Source organism: Odoribacter laneus YIT 12061, assembly GCF_000243215.1.
Lineage (GTDB): Bacteria > Bacteroidota > Bacteroidia > Bacteroidales > Marinifilaceae > Culturomica > Culturomica lanea.
In genome coordinates this window covers 97341-118852 of record NZ_JH594597.1, presented here as the reverse complement: position 1 = coordinate 118852, position 21512 = coordinate 97341, and the positions used below count along the sequence as shown (strand labels likewise).

20 protein-coding genes are annotated in these 21512 nt (G+C 40.7%); 8 read left to right on the top strand and 12 right to left on the bottom strand.

Annotation, left to right across the window (positions count from 1 at the left end; all coding sequences use genetic code 11):
• Positions 1–42: 42 nt before the first annotated feature.
• From HMPREF9449_RS12820 to HMPREF9449_RS12805, 4 genes are read right to left on the bottom strand one after another with little or no spacing between them, the layout of a single operon-like run.
• Positions 43–921: a phosphate ABC transporter ATP-binding protein gene (locus HMPREF9449_RS12820; RefSeq protein WP_009137689.1), complete on the bottom strand. Its 879-nt coding sequence runs from the start codon at positions 919–921 to the stop codon at positions 43–45.
• The gene (locus HMPREF9449_RS12815) at positions 918–1760 is read right to left on the bottom strand and encodes a PstA family ABC transporter permease (protein WP_009137688.1); all 843 of its coding nucleotides are present in this window, start codon (positions 1758–1760) and stop codon (positions 918–920) included. The genes HMPREF9449_RS12820 and HMPREF9449_RS12815 overlap by 4 nt, the downstream gene beginning before the upstream one ends.
• A gap of 5 nt (positions 1761–1765) precedes the next feature.
• On the bottom strand, positions 1766–2656 hold the full coding sequence (gene pstC, locus HMPREF9449_RS12810) for a phosphate ABC transporter permease subunit PstC (RefSeq protein WP_009137687.1): 891 nt from the start codon (positions 2654–2656) through the stop codon (positions 1766–1768).
• 15 nt (positions 2657–2671) lie between these two features.
• Positions 2672–3631: a PstS family phosphate ABC transporter substrate-binding protein gene (locus HMPREF9449_RS12805; RefSeq protein ID WP_009137686.1), complete on the bottom strand. Its 960-nt coding sequence runs from the start codon at positions 3629–3631 to the stop codon at positions 2672–2674.
• Positions 3632–4141: 510 nt separating this feature from the next.
• Here HMPREF9449_RS12805 and HMPREF9449_RS12800 point away from each other — a divergent pair.
• Positions 4142–4744, top strand: coding sequence for an HAD family hydrolase (locus tag HMPREF9449_RS12800; protein WP_009137685.1), 603 nt, complete (start codon positions 4142–4144; stop codon positions 4742–4744).
• Between the two features lie 19 nt (positions 4745–4763).
• Here the strand turns inward: HMPREF9449_RS12800 and HMPREF9449_RS12795 are convergent, their stop codons facing one another.
• Entirely contained in the window at positions 4764–5735 is a 972-nt protein-coding gene (locus HMPREF9449_RS12795) for a polysaccharide biosynthesis protein (protein WP_009137684.1), read from the bottom strand.
• A 34-nt stretch (positions 5736–5769) separates the two neighbouring features.
• A complete protein-coding gene (locus HMPREF9449_RS12790; RefSeq protein WP_040611997.1) occupies positions 5770–7119 on the bottom strand; it encodes an MATE family efflux transporter in 1350 nt (449 codons plus the stop codon).
• Between the two features lie 329 nt (positions 7120–7448).
• Between HMPREF9449_RS12790 and HMPREF9449_RS12785 the strand changes: the two genes are divergently transcribed.
• The 3 genes from HMPREF9449_RS12785 to mtnA all read left to right on the top strand — a co-directional run bounded on the left by HMPREF9449_RS12785 (position 7449) and on the right by mtnA (position 10804).
• Positions 7449–8780: a S28 family serine protease gene (locus HMPREF9449_RS12785; RefSeq protein ID WP_009137682.1), complete on the top strand. Its 1332-nt coding sequence runs from the start codon at positions 7449–7451 to the stop codon at positions 8778–8780.
• Between the two features lie 303 nt (positions 8781–9083).
• Positions 9084–9761 (top strand): class II aldolase/adducin family protein, encoded by a 678-nt coding sequence (locus HMPREF9449_RS12780; protein ID WP_009137681.1) that lies wholly within the window; start codon positions 9084–9086, stop codon positions 9759–9761.
• Positions 9758–10804: an S-methyl-5-thioribose-1-phosphate isomerase gene (gene mtnA / locus HMPREF9449_RS12775; RefSeq protein WP_009137680.1), complete on the top strand. Its 1047-nt coding sequence runs from the start codon at positions 9758–9760 to the stop codon at positions 10802–10804. The genes HMPREF9449_RS12780 and mtnA overlap by 4 nt, the downstream gene beginning before the upstream one ends.
• A gap of 3 nt (positions 10805–10807) precedes the next feature.
• On the opposite strand, the gene HMPREF9449_RS12770 is transcribed toward mtnA, so the two are convergent.
• A complete protein-coding gene (locus tag HMPREF9449_RS12770) occupies positions 10808–12040 on the bottom strand; it encodes a 3-deoxy-D-manno-octulosonic acid transferase (protein ID WP_009137679.1) in 1233 nt (410 codons plus the stop codon).
• Between the two features lie 191 nt (positions 12041–12231).
• Between HMPREF9449_RS12770 and HMPREF9449_RS12765 the strand changes: the two genes are divergently transcribed.
• Positions 12232–12834: a hypothetical protein gene (locus tag HMPREF9449_RS12765; RefSeq protein ID WP_009137678.1), complete on the top strand. Its 603-nt coding sequence runs from the start codon at positions 12232–12234 to the stop codon at positions 12832–12834.
• A gap of 316 nt (positions 12835–13150) precedes the next feature.
• Complete coding sequence (gene metK / locus HMPREF9449_RS12760; RefSeq protein ID WP_009137677.1) at positions 13151–14437, top strand: methionine adenosyltransferase; 1287 nt, start codon at positions 13151–13153, stop codon at positions 14435–14437.
• A 150-nt stretch (positions 14438–14587) separates the two neighbouring features.
• On the opposite strand, the gene HMPREF9449_RS12755 is transcribed toward metK, so the two are convergent.
• Positions 14588–15295: a zinc metallopeptidase gene (locus HMPREF9449_RS12755; protein WP_009137676.1), complete on the bottom strand. Its 708-nt coding sequence runs from the start codon at positions 15293–15295 to the stop codon at positions 14588–14590.
• Positions 15296–15495: 200 nt separating this feature from the next.
• On the opposite strand from HMPREF9449_RS12755, the gene HMPREF9449_RS12750 reads away from it, so the two are divergent.
• A complete protein-coding gene (locus tag HMPREF9449_RS12750; protein WP_009137675.1) occupies positions 15496–16854 on the top strand; it encodes a sigma-54-dependent transcriptional regulator in 1359 nt (452 codons plus the stop codon).
• A 151-nt stretch (positions 16855–17005) separates the two neighbouring features.
• Complete coding sequence (locus HMPREF9449_RS12745; protein ID WP_040611933.1) at positions 17006–17212, top strand: hypothetical protein; 207 nt, start codon at positions 17006–17008, stop codon at positions 17210–17212.
• Positions 17213–17269: 57 nt separating this feature from the next.
• On the opposite strand, the gene HMPREF9449_RS12740 is transcribed toward HMPREF9449_RS12745, so the two are convergent.
• Genes HMPREF9449_RS12740 through HMPREF9449_RS12725 form a run of 4 tightly spaced genes read right to left on the bottom strand, consistent with a single transcriptional unit; the run spans position 17270 to position 21503 of the window.
• The gene (locus tag HMPREF9449_RS12740) at positions 17270–18160 is read right to left on the bottom strand and encodes a FimB/Mfa2 family fimbrial subunit (RefSeq protein ID WP_009137674.1); all 891 of its coding nucleotides are present in this window, start codon (positions 18158–18160) and stop codon (positions 17270–17272) included.
• A gap of 2 nt (positions 18161–18162) precedes the next feature.
• The gene (locus HMPREF9449_RS12735) at positions 18163–19410 is read right to left on the bottom strand and encodes a hypothetical protein (protein WP_009137673.1); all 1248 of its coding nucleotides are present in this window, start codon (positions 19408–19410) and stop codon (positions 18163–18165) included.
• Positions 19411–19421: 11 nt separating this feature from the next.
• Positions 19422–20519 (bottom strand): DUF5031 domain-containing protein, encoded by a 1098-nt coding sequence (locus tag HMPREF9449_RS12730; RefSeq protein WP_009137672.1) that lies wholly within the window; start codon positions 20517–20519, stop codon positions 19422–19424.
• Positions 20520–20531: 12 nt separating this feature from the next.
• Positions 20532–21503: a hypothetical protein gene (locus HMPREF9449_RS12725; protein WP_147640193.1), complete on the bottom strand. Its 972-nt coding sequence runs from the start codon at positions 21501–21503 to the stop codon at positions 20532–20534.
• Positions 21504–21512 lie beyond the last annotated feature (9 nt).

Here is a 21512-nt window from a genome sequence, read left to right as displayed (position 1 = left end):
TGCTTTATGAGGGGGTAAATAATAAATATTTGGTGTAGAGAGTTAACTAAAAGCTCCGCTAAGGTAGTTTTTCGTTAATTCGTGCCGGGGATGATTAAATACTTGTTCAGCTTCTCCGGCCTCAATGATTTCTCCCAGATACATAAAGACGACATAGTCTGCAATCCGCAAAGCTTGCCGCAGGGTATGGGTAACGAGAATGATCGAATAGTCTTGTTTGAGTTTTACAAAAAGTTCCTCTATGGTTTTACTAGACAAAGGATCCAGGGCACTTGTCGCTTCGTCGGCCAGGATAAACTGAGGTTCGACGGCCAGACTGCGAGCCAGACAAAGGCGTTGTTGCTGACCGATAGAAAGGCGTACTGCCGGAGTATGCAAGCGGTCTTTTACTTCTTCCCAGAGACCGGCTGCACAGAGATAATGCTCTACGATCAGATTGAGTTTCCGGCGGTTGCGGATTCCGTGTATACGGCAGCCATAAGCGATATTGTCGTAAATAGACATGGGAAGCGGGCAGGGGCGTTGAGAAATCAGTCCCATTTTCCGGCGGAATGAAGTAATATCCGTGCCGCTACTGATGATATCCTCTCCGTTTACCAAAACTTTCCCTTCGATACGAACGCCTTCTACATTGTCAATCAAACGATTAAAAGTCTTCAATAAGGTTGATTTCCCGCATCCGGAAGGACCGATGATGCAGGTGATTTTTTTGTCTGGAATACGTACGTTGATATCTTTCAGAATATGTTGATCTTTGATATAAATATTCAGCTTTTCTACTGCTATTTCAGAATCTCCTTCCGGACGGATAAATTTATAATCGGGTCGGAATAATTTTATTTTCCGGCCTGGTATTTTTTCTCCTGATTTTTCTATCCGTAATTCTGAAGGTGTCTGTAAAGCAGATAAAAAATTTTTCATTGTAATTTGTTTTTTGAAAAACGATTTGTAATAAAACGTCCGGCTATACTGAGGATTAATACGATCAGCGTAAGTACCAATGCTGCGGCATAGGCTCTATCTTGTACTTCTTTCACTGGGCTGCTTAACTGGAAAAAGACGGCCAAGGGAAGAGTAGCTGCAGGTTGGGAAAGAGAGGTCGGAATACTGTCTGTATAACCTGCTGTGAACATAACTGCTGCAGCGTCTCCGATTGCCCGTCCGACGGAGAGCAATGTGGCGGTTGCGATACCGGGGGCAATTTGGCGTAGGACCACTCTCATCGATTCGTAACGGGTTGCGCCTAAAGAATAAGTTGTATCCAGAATATCCCGGGGAAATTCCCGGGCAATTTCGTCCATGGAACGAATAAAAATAGGGATGATGAGTAAAGTAATGACGATGATACCTCCGGCCAGGGAAGTACGCAGCCCTAGGTAAATCATGATGGTAAATCCGAAAGCTCCGTATACGATAGAAGGAATTCCGAAAAGGATATCATAAGCCAATCGGGCGATATAAGCGAATTTGGATTTTTTTTTCAGATAAACGTTTAAATAAAAGACGACGGGGATACTGATCAAAAGTCCCAATATTGTCGAAGCGCCTACGATATACAAGGAGCCGACGATCGCATTTAAAAAACCGCCTTCTTTTCCAATATAGAAACCTCCGCCCGGTAGTTTCGTAATCATATCCCAGCTCATTGCTCCCCACCCCCGGGAAGCGATTGTCCATATAATGCTGATTACGAATCCGAAGACTACCAAAGTAGCGACGATCATCAGGAATCTAAAAATCTTTTCCTCAAAAAATTTCATGTTTATCAATTAAACGTTTTTTCCAAGCGGTATAAAACGACCCGGGATATCACATTAAAAAATAAAACGACTACAAATAAAATCAGTGCGGCGAACATCAAGGCTGCTTCATATAGGGGAAGTGAAAGCATCTCTCCGTAGTTATTTGCAATCAAGGCTGGTATCGGATAACAACTGTCCAATAAAGAGCGGGGAACTTCCGGTAAATTACCGCATACCATTAGTACTGCTATTGTTTCTCCTAAGGCGCGGGAAATAGCAAGGACGACTGCAGCTAAAATGCCTGGCATGGTTTTACGGATAATGACAAATTTTGTCGTTTGCCATTTGGTGGCCCCTAAAGAGAGAGAAGCTTCCCTGAATTCTGCCGGTACGGAAGAAAAAATTTCAATAAATAGGCTGACCAGTAAAGGTAAAATCATAATTCCCAGTACAATACCCCCGGCCAATACGGTATAACCAGTAGAGAAATCCACAAAATGGGGAGCTAGCTTATTCGAAATCCAGGGAACAATCAATAATGTACCCCATACTCCGTATATGACAGAAGGCAGGGCCGCTAAGATATCCAAAGCGGGAAAGACATATTTTCGTACATAAGATTTGGCATATTCGGTAAGAAATACAGCCGTAAGCAATGCAATAGGTAAAGCCATTGCTACGGCAATTCCTGTTACCCAAATCGTTCCCATGATAAAAGGCAGAAATCCAAACTGTCCTTTCATCGGTTTCCAGTTCGCAGAGAACAATAATTCTTTTAAAGTATGTTCTTCAAAAACGGGAGCCGATTTTAAATACAAACCGATTCCCATTACAAATACCAGAAGTAATGAAATGACGGTCAGAAAAAACATGACCCCACTAGCTGTTCTATCTTTCAGTATCCGAATATTCATTCCAGAACGACCTGTTTATTGCTTGAGCTGGGCTAATCCTTTTTCCAGTTTTTCGGATGATAATCCGATATAGCCTGCCGGGACATTATATTTTTGTCCTTCTGTCAATATGAACTTTAGAAAAGCGATGACTTCCGGTTTGGTGGGTATCCCGTTGGAAACCAGGTAAAGATCTCTGGCAGGAGGGGAAGGATAACGATCTTCGGCAATAGCTTGTATCAGCTGGTCTTTGGTATCATAAAATAATTCTTCCGGATCGATTTTCCCATTTGCGTTTACGTCCAACGGTAAAACTAATATTCCCGGATTGGGTTTACGGGTTTTTTCGTCATAGGCATAAGAAATATTATTTAATCCGATGCCTAAAATATCTTTCTGTATGGCCATTGCTACTCCGGGATCGCCGAATACAGCGGTTCCGTTCAGGTCTTCTTGCTTTTTCTCCATCCACAACGCCCAGGTTTCCGCTGCCCCGCAGGCATCCGAACGGGTATAGACGTGTACAGGAGTTTCTCCCGGCTTACCTGTCAATTGTTCCCAGTTTGTATATTCGTCGGTAATCCATAATTTCTTTGCTGCTTCCTGTGTAAGACCGGTTTGCAGAAGATCTTTTATAACCGGATTATTTTCATTGATGGTGGGGATAACGGCATCTTTTGCCACTGCAAAGCCAATAGCTCCTTTTTCCAGTTCCGGGGGATATACTTCCCGGGAAACCATACCCAGATCCACTACTTTTGCCAGGGCATCCGTCATTCCTTTTCCTGCCCCTCCCGCCGAGATATCGATCCGGACATTCGGATTTAATTTTTTGAATTCTTCAGCCCATTTTACAACTAGAGGGTATAAAGCAAATGCACCGGACAACGTGATTTCCCCTTGTAAGCCTCCTTTCTTATTCGCTTTAGAGCCACAGGAACCGACGCCTACACTGATGCCGATCAATATGCAAACTGACACGATTAAATTTCTCATATATCTCTGTTTTAATTCTGCTATTTGAATTTATCCGTTTGTTTTATGCAAAACTTTACTCCATCCAGTACTTTGTTGTCAGGCGTGCGGATAAGTTCTTTTTTCAATTTTATTTTTATAACGGATAAAAAACATTTAATTCTTATCTTATTTTTCAGAAATCTGTTTTTATACATACGCTTTCAGAAGAGATGTGGGTATAATTGACTAAAAATCAATCAATTAACTTTTCATACTCCCCCGATTATTCTATTTTACAAAAATGCATTTTAAAAAATCATTAACAAATACGTTTTTATACGTATTCAAAGCCTTGAAAAGAACCTACTCGGGGAAGATACAATTTCTACTTCTACTGAATGATTCAGTTTGCTCCAATTAGGAATCGTTGAAAACATAACGAAAAGGGAAAAACAAATCTTTAAAATATAAAAAGGAAATCAGGGGATTCTATTAATTTTGCAGATAAATACGGATTTAAGCGTAAAATTGTTTTTAACTTTGAATGGGATGAAAAATGTAATTTTTGATTTGGGTGGAGTAGTTTTGGAGTGGAGTCCGAAAAAGATTGAGAAAGAATTTAAAGGAGATTTGAATTTGCCGCAAAAACTTTTTCAAAATCGTTTCTTCCAGGACTATTGGATAGAATTTGACCGGGGGATGGTAACGGAGGAACAGATTATCCTTCAAATGGCTGAGCTTTCCGGTTATACTGTTGTACAGTGCCGGGAGTTCGTTGAATTTATAAAACATTCATTGACCGATATTCCGCAAACGGTCACCTTGATCAAACGACTCTCGAAATTAGGATATAAATTATATTGTCTGTCGAATATGTCTGTCGAATTTTACGATTACTTAAAAGGGAGGGAAGTGTTCCGGTATTTTGACGGACAGATCATTTCTGGTTTAGTGAAACAGGTAAAACCGGATCGGGCAATATATTGCACATTACTCGACACCTATGATTTAAAAGCGGAAGAATCTCTTTTTATAGATGATTTAAAAGCGAATATAGAAGCGGCTTCTGTTTTAGGTTTTCATACGGTATTGTTTCAGGATCGTTCAAAAGGCTACGAAGAGATCAATTCTATATTGAAATTGAAGCCTTGAGAAATTTTGATCCGATAATTTACATGCTTTTAATCATTTGTTTGATTTCTGCTACAGTGTATTGATTAGGGTTATTTTCGGAATTGAATTCAAATTCTGGAGAAACCGGAAGAGCTGAATAATGTTGGCAGTATTTTGCCGTATCTGCATAGGGGGGTACGATAATGTAACTGTCGTTCGTTTCAATCGTACGGAAAGAATCGTAGCGGGTGACCATCGTTTCGTATAGTTTTTCACCCGGGCGCAATCCGATTTGCTTTAAAGCTGCTTTTTCGTCGACAGCTTTGGCGATTGTCAGAATGTTGTATGACTTTATTTTGGGAGCAATGATTTCCCCTCCTATACTTCTTCGGAGAGCTTGAAAGGCTATTTTGACACATTCTTCCGGAGTGGCTAAAAAACGTGTCATCCGAAAATCTGTAATGGGTAGGATACCTTCTTCCTGGGCTTTTTTGATAAAAAATGGAATGACTGTGCCTTGTGAACCTAACATATTTCCATAGCGAATTATACTGGTTTTTAAAGGGGCATAACGTTGGTTGGCATCGATAAATAATTTGTCCGACAACATTTTAGTGGCGCCATACACATTATTTACCAAGGAAGCCATATCGGTAGAAAGGGCAAGTATTTGCCTGACCCGATGGGTAGAAGCTGCTTCTATCAAATTTTGCGCTCCTATCACATTGCTTTGAATAGCCTGCCAGGGGTTTGCTTCCGCTTCTCCGGCAATGCGTATCGCTGCCGTATGGATAATGAGATCGATATTTTTACAGGCTTCGTTTACGTCTTGGGGATTTCCCATATCTCCGCAGATAAAGCGAAGGGGGTGATGGGCGAAGCGTTCGGCCATTTGAAGTTGCTTTTGCGGATCTCGTGAAAAAATGACGATTTCTCGAATATGCGGATAGGCCTGTAAAGCCAGTGCTGTAAATTTTTGTCCGAATGAACCGGTTCCTCCGGTGATAAGTATGGATTTATCGTTTAGCATTGTAAAGTCTTAATGTTGATAATAAAGGTAAATTTTATGGTTTTTTATTAACTTGACGGGTAATATAGTAAAAGCGGGCACACAGCATGAGTCCGGTCAGTGTCAGACCAACGGGATAACCCAACCATACACCTGTAATTCCCCATTTGAGAACAAACCCGCATATATAGCAGACGGGCAGTGCAATGAGAAAATAGCCGATAAATGAAATAATAGCCATAGATACGACATCTCCCATTCCCCGTAACGCATTGGCATACGTAATTTGCAGGGAATCGCCGAATTGAAAAGCTAAAAGCAGGAACATAAGGACCGATACCACCTGCAGGACTTCTGCTGAATCTGTAAACAAATGGCCGATGCTATGGCGGGAAAACAGGAATAAACAGGAAGCAAGGAAAGCCAGGCAGAGGATAATGTGATAACCTGCGGCCGTTGTAGCCCGGACATTGCGGATGTCTCCTTTTCCGAAAAAATTACTTACCCGGACAGAAATAGCAGCGCCCACTCCGTAGTAAATCATAAAACCCAAAGTAGAGATAGCTACGACAACCTGGTGTGCTGCCAGTGCTATACTGCCCAGCCAACCGATCATGATGCCCGTAACACTGAACAATCCATTTTCTAAGCCCATCTGCAGACCCACCATCCAGCCCATTTTGTTCAGCGAAAAAATATCTGTCCGGTTGTAATGACTCCGTTTATAGCCTACAAGATAGCGGCGATAGGCAAGATGACGGTAGAACAGGACGGCAAAGGCCAGGAACATGAGTATCCGGGACAATAAGGTCGAAATACCTGCACCGACCACTCCCAGTGGCGTAATTCCTAATTTCCCGTATATCAGTATATAATTACCGATAATATTCAATACATTCGCGGATATCATAATATACATAGGAGTCCGGGTATCTGTGATTCCATCGGAAAACTGCTTGAAGGAATTGAATAACATGACAAAAATCAAGGAAACCAGTTGCAATAAAAAATAAGGACGAATCAGGGGAAGAAGTTCTGCCGGTTGCCCCATTTTTTCAATATTCAGATAAAAAATCCACATCAGCAAGGTGAGAAATACTCCCATACAGCCGTTTACCAGCAAACTATTGCGTAATAATTGCCCGATTTTGAATTTGTCCTTTTTACCGAAAAACTGGCCGACCAAAGGGGTCAGTCCGTAGGAAAACCCAAGTCCGAATAAAATCGGAATATTGAATGCACTGTTCACGAAGGAAGCGGCTGCCAGATCGGAAGTAGCGTAATGACCCACCATGATATTATCGGCCAATCCTACGATGACAATCCCCAATTGCCCGATTACGATAGGTATTCCTAATCGGATAATGGCTGTATAATGTTCTTTGAAACGGCTAAAATATTTCATATAGCAAACTTCTGTTTCATAAAAGTAAGACGGCTCCAGCTGTAACCGGCCTTTCTTTTCAGGAGTTCTTTTGTTCGACGATGCAAATATCCGTTTATAAAATGATTTTACCAAATTATGATTTACTGTAAATGAACTGCTGTCTTGTTTACGTTTCAGAAACGGTGTGAAAAATCCGGCTTTGGACCTATCGGTAAAAGGACATAGGCTCCTATTTGTAAACAAAATAGCAGTTGTTTCGAGAACAAATGTTGTCCTTCTATAAACTTTATAAACCTCATGTATATTCTGATTAAATTTTATATCTTGCGACTTTAAATTTTACAGAGATGATGAAGAGAACTATTGTTAGTTTATTGTTTTTAGCCCTTGGTTCTTATATGGCTTGGGGGCAGAGTGGCATTTTGGAAAAATTACAGCAAATTAAAGAAATCAGTGACATTAAAAAGATGGATATTGATTCTTTTGATGAATATTATGAATTTTGGTATGAACAGCCCATCGACCATTCTCGTCCGGAAGGCGGGAAATTTAAGCAGAGAGTTTTATTGGGGCATAAAAATAAACCCAAAGCCCCGGTTATTGTAGAACTGCAAGGGTATAATATCTGGTCGCCGAAGGCAGGAGAGCTGGCTCAATTGTTAAATGGTAACCAGTTGACCATTGAGCATCGTTTTTTCGACCGGAGTGTACCTCAGGGGGGAATTCCTTGGGAATATCTGACTATAAAACAGGCTGCTACCGACCAACATGAAATTATTCAGGCTATCAGGAAAAATATTTATCCGGAAGTAAAATGGGTATCTACCGGTATTAGTAAGGGGGGGCAGACGACCATTTTCCACCGTTATTTTTATCCTGAAGATGTGGATGTCAGTGTGCCTTATGTGGCTCCTTTAAATTTGAAATATGTAGATCCTCGGCTGGCTAAGTTTTTAGAGAAAGCGGGTACTTCAAAAGTTGGCTTCGGAAAATTCCTGTTCGGGAACGATGAAAGAAATACTTGTCATTGGGATATAAAAGATTTCCAGAACTTATGTTTCCAGAAAATCGACAGCTTAATTCCGATGGTGGAAGAATATGCTCAGGAAAAAAATTATACTTTTGAAACGGTTGGAGGGATCCGGCGGGCTGTTCAATTGATGATACTGGAATATCCTTTTGCTTTTTGGCAATGGGGGCATAAATGTTCCAATATTCCTTTGGCAGAAGATGGTATAGAAGCTATTTATACTAATTTGATGGAGGTATCCGGACCTTCCTTTTTCGAGGATAAAAACATTGTCCAGCAACAGCCTTTTTTCTATGCTGCTTTGACAGAAATCGGGATGTACGATTACAAAGTTAAGCCTTTTAAAAAGTACTTGCCGGATAAGGAAGACATAACTTTTGTCTTTACAATGCCCAAAGGGATAGAACAAAAACCTTTCAATGAACAGCAAATGAAGGACATTAATCGGTGGCTGCAGACAGATGCGGAAAAAATGTTGTTTATTTACGGAGGTATGGATCCTTGGGGAGCTACGGCTGTAGATCTGAAAGAAAATAGTAAATGTAGAAAATATGTGAAGGCAGATATGGACCACACTTGCCGCATAAAACATTTTGAAGAAATTACTAGGCAGGACATTATAGAAACATTGAAATCTTGGTTAAAATAAGACATTTGCTAGTGTTGTTCAAAAGTGCTTTTTCCCGTAAGGGATTTTGTCGCTGATGAATAATGGTTTGTACTACTTTGGTTTTAACGGGGGATATCCGTTGGCGAAATGTTGTTCTCTTTCTGATAGGTTATTTTCCTCTGCCCTTACAGAAAAGAACTTTTTAGGATGGGAATAGAGCGGCTTATCTTTAGCCGTTTTATGATTTCTTCGGCAGAGGGAGGGTAAAAAGAGAGGGTTTCGCCTAAATTTTATAACTTCATTTTGATAAGCTTACGTATAAAGAGGACGAAGACTGGAAAAATGGAAGAATCAATTCACATCGATCTATTTTATGCAGAAAAAACGGAACAGCTGAAGCGGTTGGTATGTGATATAGGAAAGAGAATGTGGGAAAGAGGATATGTAGATGGAAACGGGGGAAATATCAGTGTCCGTTTGAGTAAGGAATGCGTACTTTGTACGCCGACTTATATGTCTAAAGGACGTATGCAGCCTTCGGATTTATGTATGGTCGATCTCGGGGGAAAGCAACTTGCGGGTGATCGCCGGATTACCAGTGAAATCAAAACTCATTTGGCTATTTTGCGCAAAAATGCAAATGCAGGCGGTTGTGTACATGCTCATCCGCCTTATACCACTTCTTATGCTGTTTGCGGTCAATTGCCTCCCTTGGGGGCGATGGCGGAAGCGGAGATTTTTTTAGGAGATATCGGTTTAGTACCCTATGCTACTCCTGGATCTCCTCTGATTGTACAGTATGTGGAAGAATTATCGGTCGGCCGGACAGCTCTTTTGATGCAGGGGCATGGGGCAATCACTTGGGCAGCAAGCGTAGAGGAGGCCTATTGGAAAATGGAAAATCTGGAAACCTATTGCGAGATTATGCATTTGGTCGCTTGCCGGAAAGATACACTTGTCCCTTTTACATTGGAGCAGCGGCGTGAATTATCTGCTCTCCGGAAAAAATTCGAATCATGAATGCGCTTTTTGATATCCTTACGGTAAGGATGGATTATGACCATAAAGTTTTGGTGATCATCGACCAGACTCAATTACCGGGAAAAGAAGTTTATTTGGAATTGCGGACTCCTGAGGAAATATGGGAAGCTATTTATTTATTGAAAGTAAGGGGAGCTCCTGCTATTGGAATTGCAGTTGCTTATGGACTTGCCTTATGTGCAGAAAGAATTCAGGGGGAAGATTTCGGGACTTTTTTCCGGCAGTTTACTATGCTGAAAAATTATTTAGCCGGATCTCGTCCGACAGCTGTAAATTTATTCACTGCTTTGGAGAGACTGGAAAAATGTGTGTTGGCTCATCGGCAAGAGCCGCTGGAAAAAATAAAACAGGAGCTTTGGAGAGAAGCTGAGGCTATTCGGAAAGAAGATGCCGCAGCCTGCCGGCGTATAGGGGAATGGGGATTGAGTTTGTTACAGCCGGGAATGGGGATCCTCACCCATTGTAATGCCGGACATTTGGCCGTGTCGGAATATGGGACGGCTTTGGCTCCTATCTATTTGGGACAGGAAAAGGGATATCACTTTATTGTATATGCAGATGAGACTCGTCCTTTGTTGCAAGGAGCCCGTTTGACGGCCTATGAACTGCAGAAGGCGGGAGTGGACGTGACTTTACTATGCGATAATATGGCTTCCCGTTTGATGGCAGAGGGTAAAATTCAGGCCGTGTTGGTGGGATGCGATCGGGTAGCTGCCAATGGGGATACGGCAAATAAAATCGGAACCTCCGGAGTCGCCATTTTGGCTAATTACTACCGTATTCCTTTTTATGTTTTAGGTCCTACTTCTACCATCGACGCAACTTGTCCGGATCAGAACTCTATTACCATAGAAGAGCGGCCTGCTGAAGAAGTGACGGAGAAATGGTATGCTCATCGGATGGCTCCCCGGGGAATAAAAGTATATAATCCGGCTTTTGACGTGACCGATCATCGGTTAATCACAGCCATCGTGACAGAGCAAGGTATATTTTATCCTCCTTTTGATTTCAGTCGTTTGTAAAGATTAGTTTTTTGAAGTGATGTACTGGATAATGATTTCAGTAGCGCCCAACTGACTGTTTACGTATTCCAAGGCTTTATGACCTGCCGCTTCGGCTATTTGCGGCTGTCCGATTAAACGATCCAGTAATTCTTGCAGCTGTTCCTTCTTTTGGATACTGAAAGCTCCGCCGGTTTGGAGGAGGTGTACGGCCTCCTTAAATTTTTGATATTTGGGACCAAAGATAACAGGTATACCGTATACGGCTGCTTCCAGCGTATTGTGAATACCTACTCCGAAACCTCCGCCGATATAAGCTATCCGGCCATAGCGATAAAGGGAAGACAGTAAGCCGATGCAATCGATAATTAGCACCTCGGCACTGGAAATATCCGCTTTCTCATCTGTATATCGCCAAATCCGTTTTTGACATTTTTCCAGAATGGCTTTAATGTGATTTTCTCCTATTTCATGAGGCACTAATATCCATTTATAATTACCTGTATAAGTGTTGATGTAATCTAAAAGCAGTGTTTCGTCGGGAGGCCATGTACTTCCGCATATCACAGCCGGAGAACCGTTTAAAAATTTTTCTACTTTCCCAATTTCCTTCGCGTTGGTTGCAATCTGTTTTACCCGGTCGAAACGGGTGTCTCCTGTCTGCTGGACGGAATGAATGCCGATTTCGGACAACAAGCGGACAGATTCTGCATCTTGTACAAAAAGACGGGTAAAAAAATGTAACATTTTTCGGTGCAAGCCACCCCATTTTTTAAAAAAAGGCTGCTCTTTCCTGAAAATTGCTGAGAATAAATAAATGGGGATATTTTGTTTGTATAATTCCGCCAGGTAATTGTACCAAAATTCATATTTGATGAATAAAGCTGCGTCGGGCTTAAAATGATTGATAAAAAAGCGGGCATTTGAAGGAGTATCTGCCGGAAGATATAGGATATAGTCGGCTCCTGTATAATTTTTCCGGATTTCATAACCGGAGGGAGAAAAGAACGTCAGTAAAATACGGGTGTGGGGTTCCGCTTTTTTTAAAGCTTCCATAACAGGCCTTCCTTGTTCGAATTCCCCCAAAGAAGCCGCATGAAACCAGACAAGCCGTTCTTTATCCCGGGGGATTTGTTTTATTTTTTCCCGTATCCTTTTCCTTCCTTTTATCCATAAAGCTGCTTTTTCATTAAAAGGGGCTGCAAGCCGGATAACTGCCGTGTAAATTAAAATGCCGATATAATATCCCCACGCCATAATTTAAGTTTTGCGCCAAAGGTAAGGAATTTGTCGGGATAATCATAGTTTGTTAAAAACAGATAAAGATGGGAGAGATAAATTTTCTTAATTAAAATTGGTTTTTTTTATAAAAAAATCCTTATCTTTCCCACAATTTTATAGAAATATGAAACTATAATTAGAATACTTACTCTTAAATTTTTATTATTATGGAAATAAATGCTAATGTGTGGAAAAGTTCTACTTCGAAAGTTTTTAATGGCGTATTATTGTTTTCTCTTTCCGGTATTGTCGGAGGAATTGTAGCTGCTATTGCTGCATTTTCTGGTAGCCTGGGAGCTGCTTTATGGGTAGCTGTATTAGCTGGTTTAGCTACTATTTTAGGCTATGTATTATACATCATGGGACTTGGACAATTTCAAAGTGTTTTAGAACCGCAGGATGCTGCTGCTGTTTCTAAAGTAAAAACGGCTGCTATTTTGTTAATTATAGGAGCAGGTGTTTCTATCATTCTTTCTCTTGTTCCTTTCTTAGGCACTGTTGTAGGAAGTATTATCAGTGGTATTTTGAACATTATCGGTTGTATTTTATGCGTAATGGCATTTTCTACCCTGAAAAAATCGACAACATTCCCGGCAAGTGCCAGAGGCGGAGTTTCTAGCCTTTATACAGCTTACCTGTTGAATTTGATCGGTTATATTTTAATGATAACTGTGATTTTGGCAATTGTTACTCCGATTTTAAATTTGATTGCGTTCATTCTGATTTTGATTGGTTGGTCGAACGTCAAGAATGCAGACCCGACGAAATAATAGAATTTATTGAAATATAAAAGAGGATGTCCAAAAGGTGAAACTTTACCTTGTCGGACATCCTTTTTTTGTGTCGTGAACGTTTTTTTCCCCGGTCTGCTAATTAATTGTGTAATACTTTTTCTTTTTTCTTTTTATTGTCGTATTTTTGCGACGTTAATTGTGGAAGGATTTGGCTGATTGCAACCACGGGAAAAAATTGCTAAAACGCATACAGTTTGTGTATTCAACCATCCATAGCCTTTCCTGTTTTATTAATTTATAATTGATGAATTGAAATTGTGTTTCAATACTCAATGAACAAATGGATTAAATTATGGGCTATTTATTTACTTCAGAATCCGTATCGGAAGGACATCCGGATAAAGTGGCAGATCAGATTTCCGATGCGATCTTAGACAAGATTATCGCTTATGATCCGGATGCAAAAGTGGCTTGTGAAACTTTGGTAACTACCGGTCAGACGGTGATTGCAGGAGAGATTAAGACAAATACTTATGTAGATGTACAACAGATTGCCCGGGAGGTAATCAATGAAATCGGCTATACCAAGAGTGAGTATATGTTCGACGGAAATAGTTGTGGGGTTTTCAGTGCTATTCATGAGCAATCGCCGGATATTAACCGGGGGGTTGTACGGGAAGATCCGATGGAACAGGGAGCCGGAGATCAAGGTATGATGTTTGGCTACGCTTGTAACGAAACGGATAATTATATGCCTTTGTCTTTGGAACTGGCTCATTTACTATTGAGTGAGTTAGCACAGATAAGAAAGGAGGGGCAGTTGATGGGTTATTTGCGTCCGGATTCAAAATCTCAGGTGACCATCCAATACGGGGATAATGGGAAGCCTCTGCGGATTCATACGATTGTTATCTCCACTCAGCACGATGATTTTATCCGGCCGGCAAACGAAACGCCCGAAGCTCAGTTGAAAGCGGATAAAGCTATGGTCGAATGGATCAAAAAAGATATCGTGGATATTTTATTACCCCGGATAAAAGCAAAATTGCCGAAACGGGTGCAGGCTTTGTTGGATAAAGACCTGATCCTTTACGTAAATCCTACCGGAAAATTTGTTATCGGAGGTCCTCATGGCGATACAGGCTTAACGGGACGAAAAATTATCGTAGATACTTATGGTGGAAAAGGGGCTCATGGAGGAGGTGCTTTTTCGGGAAAAGATCCTTCGAAAGTCGATCGCTCTGCAGCGTATGCGGCCCGGCATATTGCAAAAAATATGGTCGCTGCTGGGATCGCGGACGAAATTTTGATTCAGATTTCTTATGCTATCGGAATAGCAAAACCTGTCGGTATATTTGTAAACACTTACGGCACGGCTAAAGTAAATTTATCGGATGAGGAGATTGCCCGGAAAGTAGGAGAAATTTTTGATCTGCGTCCTAAGGCCATTGAAGAACGTTTGAAATTGAGGAATCCGATTTATCGGGAGACTGCAGCCTATGGACATATGGGACGTACTCCACAGGTGGTGAAGAAGGTATTTACTTCTTGCTATTGGCCTCCTTTAGAAAAAGAAGTGGAACTTTTTACCTGGGAAAAACTGGATTATATCGATCAGATTAAGCAAGCTTTTAAATGAGAAGTACTTACGTCAAAATTAGGGGTACATTTCAGGAATATGCCAAGTTGCAATCGAGAAGTTTGCAAGATGATTAATTGAGTCGGGGACTTATCATGAGAAAAAATGCTGCCGGAAACTTCGGCAGCATTTTTTTAGGGGGGGAGAAAGTTAATTTCTTCTTCCCAAGTAGATCATAATGTAATAAAGTAAGGTGGCTAAAGAAGAAAGGGCTGCAATGACATAAGTATAAGCTGCCCACTTCAAAGCATCGAAAGCATAAGCTTGGGTTTCATAAGTGGTGATTCCCGAATTTCTCAGCCAGGCTAATGCCCGGTGACTGGCATCAATTTCTACCGGTAAAGTGATAAAACTGAAAAGCGTCATCGCGGCGAAAAGTATAATTCCTGCCAGTAGTAGCTGGGGAAAAGTATTAACCAGTAATATGCCTGCCAGCAATATCCATTGAACCCAATGGGAAGCAAAACTGACTACCGGTACCAAGGCCGAACGTAGTTTCAACATACTGTATGCTTTGGCATGTTGAACGGCATGTCCGCATTCATGGGCTGCCACTGCGGCAGCTGCTATACTGTTTCCGTAATAGACGTCTTTGCTCAGATTTATTGTCTTGTCTACAGGATTGTAATGATCGGTTAACTGACCTTCTACACTACCGATTTTTACTCCGCTAATTCCGTTGTCCCGAAGCATTTTCTCCACGACATCCCTCCCGGTCATGCCATTCGCTGTCGGTATTTTTGAATATTTGACAAAACGACTTTTAAGTTGATGGCTAATCAGCCAGCTAATCAGGGTGAATCCAATAAAAATAATCCAGATCCACATATTACCTGCAAACATTGTTGTATGTTCCATTTCTAATTTGATTAATATTGTTGTTTTTCAAAATACAAAAAATATACCAGTTTCTTCAAATATACGATGAATGTCGTTAATAGAGATGGCTTTTGAATAATTTAACAATTACTGACAAAATGCTGTTCTGGAAATGAGGAAAAAAGAGAGAGTTGCTTTCTAGGGAGTTATTTTTATCTTTGTAAGGCAAACAAAAAAATATGGGAAAAGTTTTAATTATAGACGATGAGAATCAATTGAGAAAACTCTTGTCTCGCATTATCGGCTTGGAAGGGTATGAGGTATTACAAGCAGATAGCTGTAAGTCGGGTATGAAGCAATTGGTAGGGGCAGACCCTGAAGTAGTGTTATGTGATGTGTGTTTGCCGGATGGGAGTGGAGTGGATTTGGTCATGGAGATGAAAAAGATAAACCCTTTGGTTGAAATCATTATGCTTACGGCTCATGGAAATATTCCGGATGGAGTACAAGCGATTAAAAACGGCGCTTTCGATTATATCACTAAAGGGGACGACAATAACAAAATTATCCCTCTTCTCAGTATGGCTATGGAAAAAGCAAAAGCGGCTCGTAAAGTACAGCGATTAGAAGAAAATACAGGTAAAAGATATTCATTTGACAGTATATTGGGGAAATCCCGCTCGCTAAAAGAGGTCGTGGAATTGGCTAAAAAAGTATCCGGTACAGATGTGCCTGTCTTACTGACAGGAGAAACCGGTACTGGAAAGGAAGTATTTGCACAGGCTATTCATGATAACAGTTCCCGCAGGCAGAAATCTTTTGTGGCGATCAACTGTTCTTCTTTTACAAAGGAATTATTGGAGAGTGAAATGTTTGGTCATAAAGCCGGAGCTTTTACCGGGGCGGTAAAAGATAAAAAAGGTTTATTTGAAGAAGCAGACAAAGGCACTATTTTTCTGGACGAAATCGGAGAGATGGCGTTTGATTTGCAGGCGAAACTTTTACGTATTCTGGAAACAGGAGAGTTTATTAAGCTTGGAGATACCAAACTTACGAAAGTGAATGTAAGGGTAATTGCTGCTACTAACCGGGATCTGCAGAAAGAGATTGCCGAAGAGCATTTCCGGGAAGATTTGTTTTACCGTTTGTCCGTTTTTCAGATCCATTTACCACCTTTGAGGGAACGTGTAGAGGATATTGCAGGTTATGTGAATGTATTTGTGAAGGGGTTTGAGAAAAAAGTAGGGAAACAAATCCAATCTATCGAACCCGCTTATATAGAAGCTTTGAAAAGGCATCCCTGGAAAGGGAATGTCAGAGAACTTAGAAATGTAGTGGAACGGAGTATGATTATTGTAGAAGGCAATTGTTTGACTGTAAACGATTTGCCTGTTGAAATCCAAAATGCACAAGCTATTCAGACGGGTGAACCTACTTTTTCCGATTTTGAGTTAGCGAATATGGAGCGAAAACACATCATAAAAGTTTTGCAATATACAGCTGGTAATAAAACAGAGGCTGCCCGCTTAATGCGCATAGGACTCACTACTTTATACCGGAAAATTGAAGAATACGATATAAATATCGAAAATTTATAGTGGATTTATCAGAAATTGTCTTTTCTGAAATTTTTATTTTCTTTTCAGTAAAAAAGGGGATGCCATTTTATCTTAATTAGGGTAAAGAAATGGTTTTTATCTGATTCTTACTTTTTTCGTGGGTGGTTCTTGATTTTGCAGAAGTAGACTGATGGCCTGTCATGCAGGTTTGCAAGTGGCACAGGAGGAAGGGCAACGAGTAGCTGGAACCTCAAGCGGTACGACTATTGCTACGGGGACAACCTCTAGGTATAAAATTGCGTCCGTATACTATCCCTTACTTATCAACCGCATATTGACAGATAGGGCTGAAAAGAATTTTGATGCGTTGCCCTTGCCTCTTTGGAAGGAGAAATAAGTAGAATTTGTCTAAAGAATTGCTTTGACATTAAAACGTCCTGGAGCATTCGTGAGATTAGGGCACTTCTATTTCTCCGCCATTGATGAGGTCTTCCCAAAGGGTATCTACTTTGATTTCGAAAGAAAGGTTGCCATTTGAAAATTCAATCAGTAATTCGACTAATTGATTTCGGACAATATTCAACGGCTCCTTGGCGACTTCATCATAAACGGCCACATTGCCCGAATCTTTGAATAGTTTGAGTCTGAAAGTAGCAGGCGAACCCTTGGTTGTCGGAAAAACACCTATCGACATACCCGGGTCTCTGCTTCCCGTAAGTATATTCATCGGAAACCGCCGGATGACATCTATACTTTGTGTATATCCATCGATACCCAGGTTACTGTTAACTCCATGGATCGTCACTTCTGCCTCCTGAATGTCTGTGGGCAGATTTCTGAAAGAAAGATGAATAACACCTTCCAATCTTCTGAGTTTCGCTTGGAATTTTTCTGTACAGTTACAATTCAACGTGAATTCCAGGTTAGTGGCAAAAAGGTCTTTCATCTTATCGACTCCCGGATACGAAATGTTCCTATCGCCAGGAATATGGAAATCTCCTTTCAGAAGGGTAGGGTCACTGTTTGCAATCACAACCATTTCATAATTTCCAAAGTCCAGGTCCGGAAGGAAAATCGTAAAATAAGGTTGCGAAGCCATGCTGACATCTGAAATAGTTGTGTCCATCACGTATTTATGATCTTTGTATAGAACACAATTCAAAACCTGAATCCTTTGATTGAAAATTTCTTCAGCGTCTTCCGTGGGAGCAGCTGAGTTAGTCTGAAACTTTTCAACATACAAGTCTATCCGCACATTTCCTGTCGGGCACTCTTTCAATGTCTCTTTTACACAACTTGTCAATGTGACAAGCATGAGTAATATACCGGTTAATTGTGTTTTCATTACTAATAATTATTTTTTGATGCTGTTGGATTTAATTCAAAATAAGGATGAAACAGATCCTTAGCATCCGGATCATTTACTAATCTCAGATAATATCCTACTTCATCTTTTTCATTTTTATAAGTGGAATCTCTTCCTACAACTTCGTATATAGTTTGTAAGATACTGTTAGGTTTTAATACAAATGATTGTGTAAAATCATCCGGTAATTTATAGACAGGGGAATATCCATTTGCTTGGCCAGTAATTCTTAATGAGGTCAAAGTAATTGGAATACCTTCCGGTTTAGTGTCATCTGTCAGGATAAACGGAAATGCATATGTTGGAAAGGAGCCCGTTATGACAGGAGGATTCGTACCAAAGGTCATGTGATAGATCCGGTGATCTTTTTCGGATTCAAATCTGTTTGCTCCGTCGCTCATGTACATGATCAGGCGGGTATATGTGGAATCAATGTGATAATGGGGGCGTCCCAAAATGTCCAGACCATCGCAAAACGGAGTTTCTGAGGTTGTTTCAAGATGAGCGAGGACGTCGTATTGCGTACTGAAAAAGTCAATATCACTTATACTATCTTCTGGCAGATGTTCTTTTAGTAAATACCTAAAACGCGACACTTTGCGGGTAACATTTATACGTGTCGGGCGAGTTGGTCCGGAGTTTTCCAGGTGATCATTTTTACCAACTGTAAACTCGATTGAACCTGAAAAGACTTCATCCTTAATTGTTTGAGCATTATCAGAAGATACGCTTAGTTTGTAAGCCGGTGCAAGGATATCGTCTTTCCCGATGGTTTCATTGTTGGAAACGACCTGTCCAATTTTTAAAGTGTTCAAGAAGGTTAAATTATAGTCCGCATTCAGAAAAAGTCCTATTTTATATTTTCCCGGTCGTAATTCAACAGAGATAGGAGGCAAAGTGGTATTGTTTCGGATGATATAGGGACTCCATGAATTCGAGTTAAAGCTAGAAAATAGGATGGTATCTATCACCCATTTCTGATTTGTCCATTTGATAATAATGGCTCTGTAACGAGGGTTAATGATAGTCTTTATAGTATCCAGGCCAGCACGGCTCATGGGTTCAAGAGTTGTGGCATAATCCGTTAGGCCAGGGATTTCCGTTTGAAAAACAACTGTTGTCTTCCCATTTTTCCCCCCGATTTCCGTGGGTGTAATTTCGTCAATCTGGTCCTTTTCACATGCCCAGGTACAGGCAATCAGGCTGATATAGAAGAATAATTTTTTCATTTTTATAGTTGTTAATAGATCATATCCCATTGAGTGAAAATATTTGTGTTGTGGTCGACATGAATATCGATAATGCGGTTACATCTGATCCCTGCACTGTTGACTGTATAGGTATTGACTTCTATAGGAAGTCCTGCCGTTGCTTCTGCAGGAATCCGGAGCTCAAGCTGCCGTTGCTCATAACAATTGGCGGTATGCGGGACGATTAAGTTATCACATGTCGGTGTCGTGTCGTAATAATACATTTTCAGAACTGCCCGGACATTGTTATTAGCTGGTAAAAAACAATATCCCTTGAACTTTCCGCCTGCTGTTGCTCCTCCGGCCAAAGTATCCAGTTGCCCGTTAGGAATTTCAATTCCGAATCTGTCGTTAAGTGCCACATTGATTTCTTGTTTAAACTCTTCATTATTGCTTGTTTCGGGTTGCAGGGTATTGCCTTCTCCGAAAGAAAGGGAGGTTGTATAACCTGTATAAGTGATATCAATTTTGTAAATCCGGTCGAAGATCGAGTAGATGCCGGTTAGGTCGATAGGAATTGGATTGGTGATATCATTTCCTATCTTGAAAAAACGAAATTCCATTTGTCCGACCATTCTGCTCAGTTCTCCGCGAACAGAATCGTTTGTTAGCAGTTCGTCGCCTGAAATATCTTTCACTTGGTAATAATTATGTAGAGACAATTTGGGCGACAATATTCCGATGCGTATATCTTCCCAATTGTCTCCCGTGGCGGGTGGATTGTTTAAGGTGTTCTTGTAAACTTGGATTTCAGGTGTAGTGCCGGGTGTGGCCACAAATAGAAAACGATAATCTTTTTCCCTTAATTCACTGTTACGGAATTTCAGTCGGGAATCATTCTGCAGAGGGTTTTTTAATTCTTCCATGATATAGGTATCCGAAGAACCTTTGGCATGTGAAAAAAGGTAAAGTGAATATTTTAAATCTGCCAGAGAGGGCTTAGGGTCTTTAAAGTTGATTGCCACGGGCATTCCTTCTGGGGCTAATGCCGGAATAGGCGTTACCACTTCTTCTTTTACACATGAACTGACTATACTGCCAACAATTAACAGGATAGAGATCCGGGATATATATTGTATCGTTTTCATTTTTGATCTGTATTAATTAACTTGGTCGTCCCATATATCTTTAATGCCTTCAATTTCTCTATTCATTTCTCTGGTATCAGCTTCTACATTTATAAAATTCCAGTCATTGGTCACCCAAATTGTGATGATGAATTGTTGGTTGCGTTGAAGATTGCTTGTGACAGTAGAAGTCAGGACAGGTTGCGGGCTATTGGTTGCCGGTTCCAATGTAATCCGGGCGGTTATTTCTCCATTATTCTCAGCTGGAAAAAAGAAAGGGCCTTTGAATACGGCAAATCCTTCTGTTGTCAAGGTATCGGGGGCAGAAAGGTCGAAGTCGGAAAGGATTTCTCCTTGCCCTGTTGATACAGCGTTTACAGTAGTTGCTGTACCTGTCTGTTGGAGATTCATTTTTATGCTGCTGAGGGATTGGAGTATATTTTTATTGTTCTCATAAGCGATGGGAAGATAATGGCCATCGTCTGTTTTTTGCCCTCTTTTTATATAGAGCAAAGTCTGGCAGACAGCCCTCTGTAAGGTACACTTTATTGTGGAGGAGGCTGTGATATGGTAGATTGAATCTGCATGGGTTTCTGGTAAAAACAATTCATCTGCGGGTAAAATAAGTCCCTCATTATCCGGATCCTGCTGGGATAGGAATTTCAGTTCATTGAAAGGGGTTTCGTTGGGAAATAATTCCGGAGATAAAAGAGTGTTTTGCCCATAATGGAGTGCAAAAAGAAATTGATAGTTTCCGATAGGTAATTCTGTTGTCAGTTGTCCGTTTCCCGTCCAACCTGTATTCAGGGTTTTTTGATAAAGAAATACATGATTAAATTCCCTGAAAACAGCTATAGAGTAGGGGATATTATTTGCTCTTGTAAAGGTGACCCGCTGAAATCCGGCTTGGGTAACAGGTTGTAAAAGTGTTTCCTCTCCTGAAGTAGAACATGCTCCCAGGATAGAAATACATGCCAGATAAATAATCATTTTTACTTTCATCATTTTCTCTCT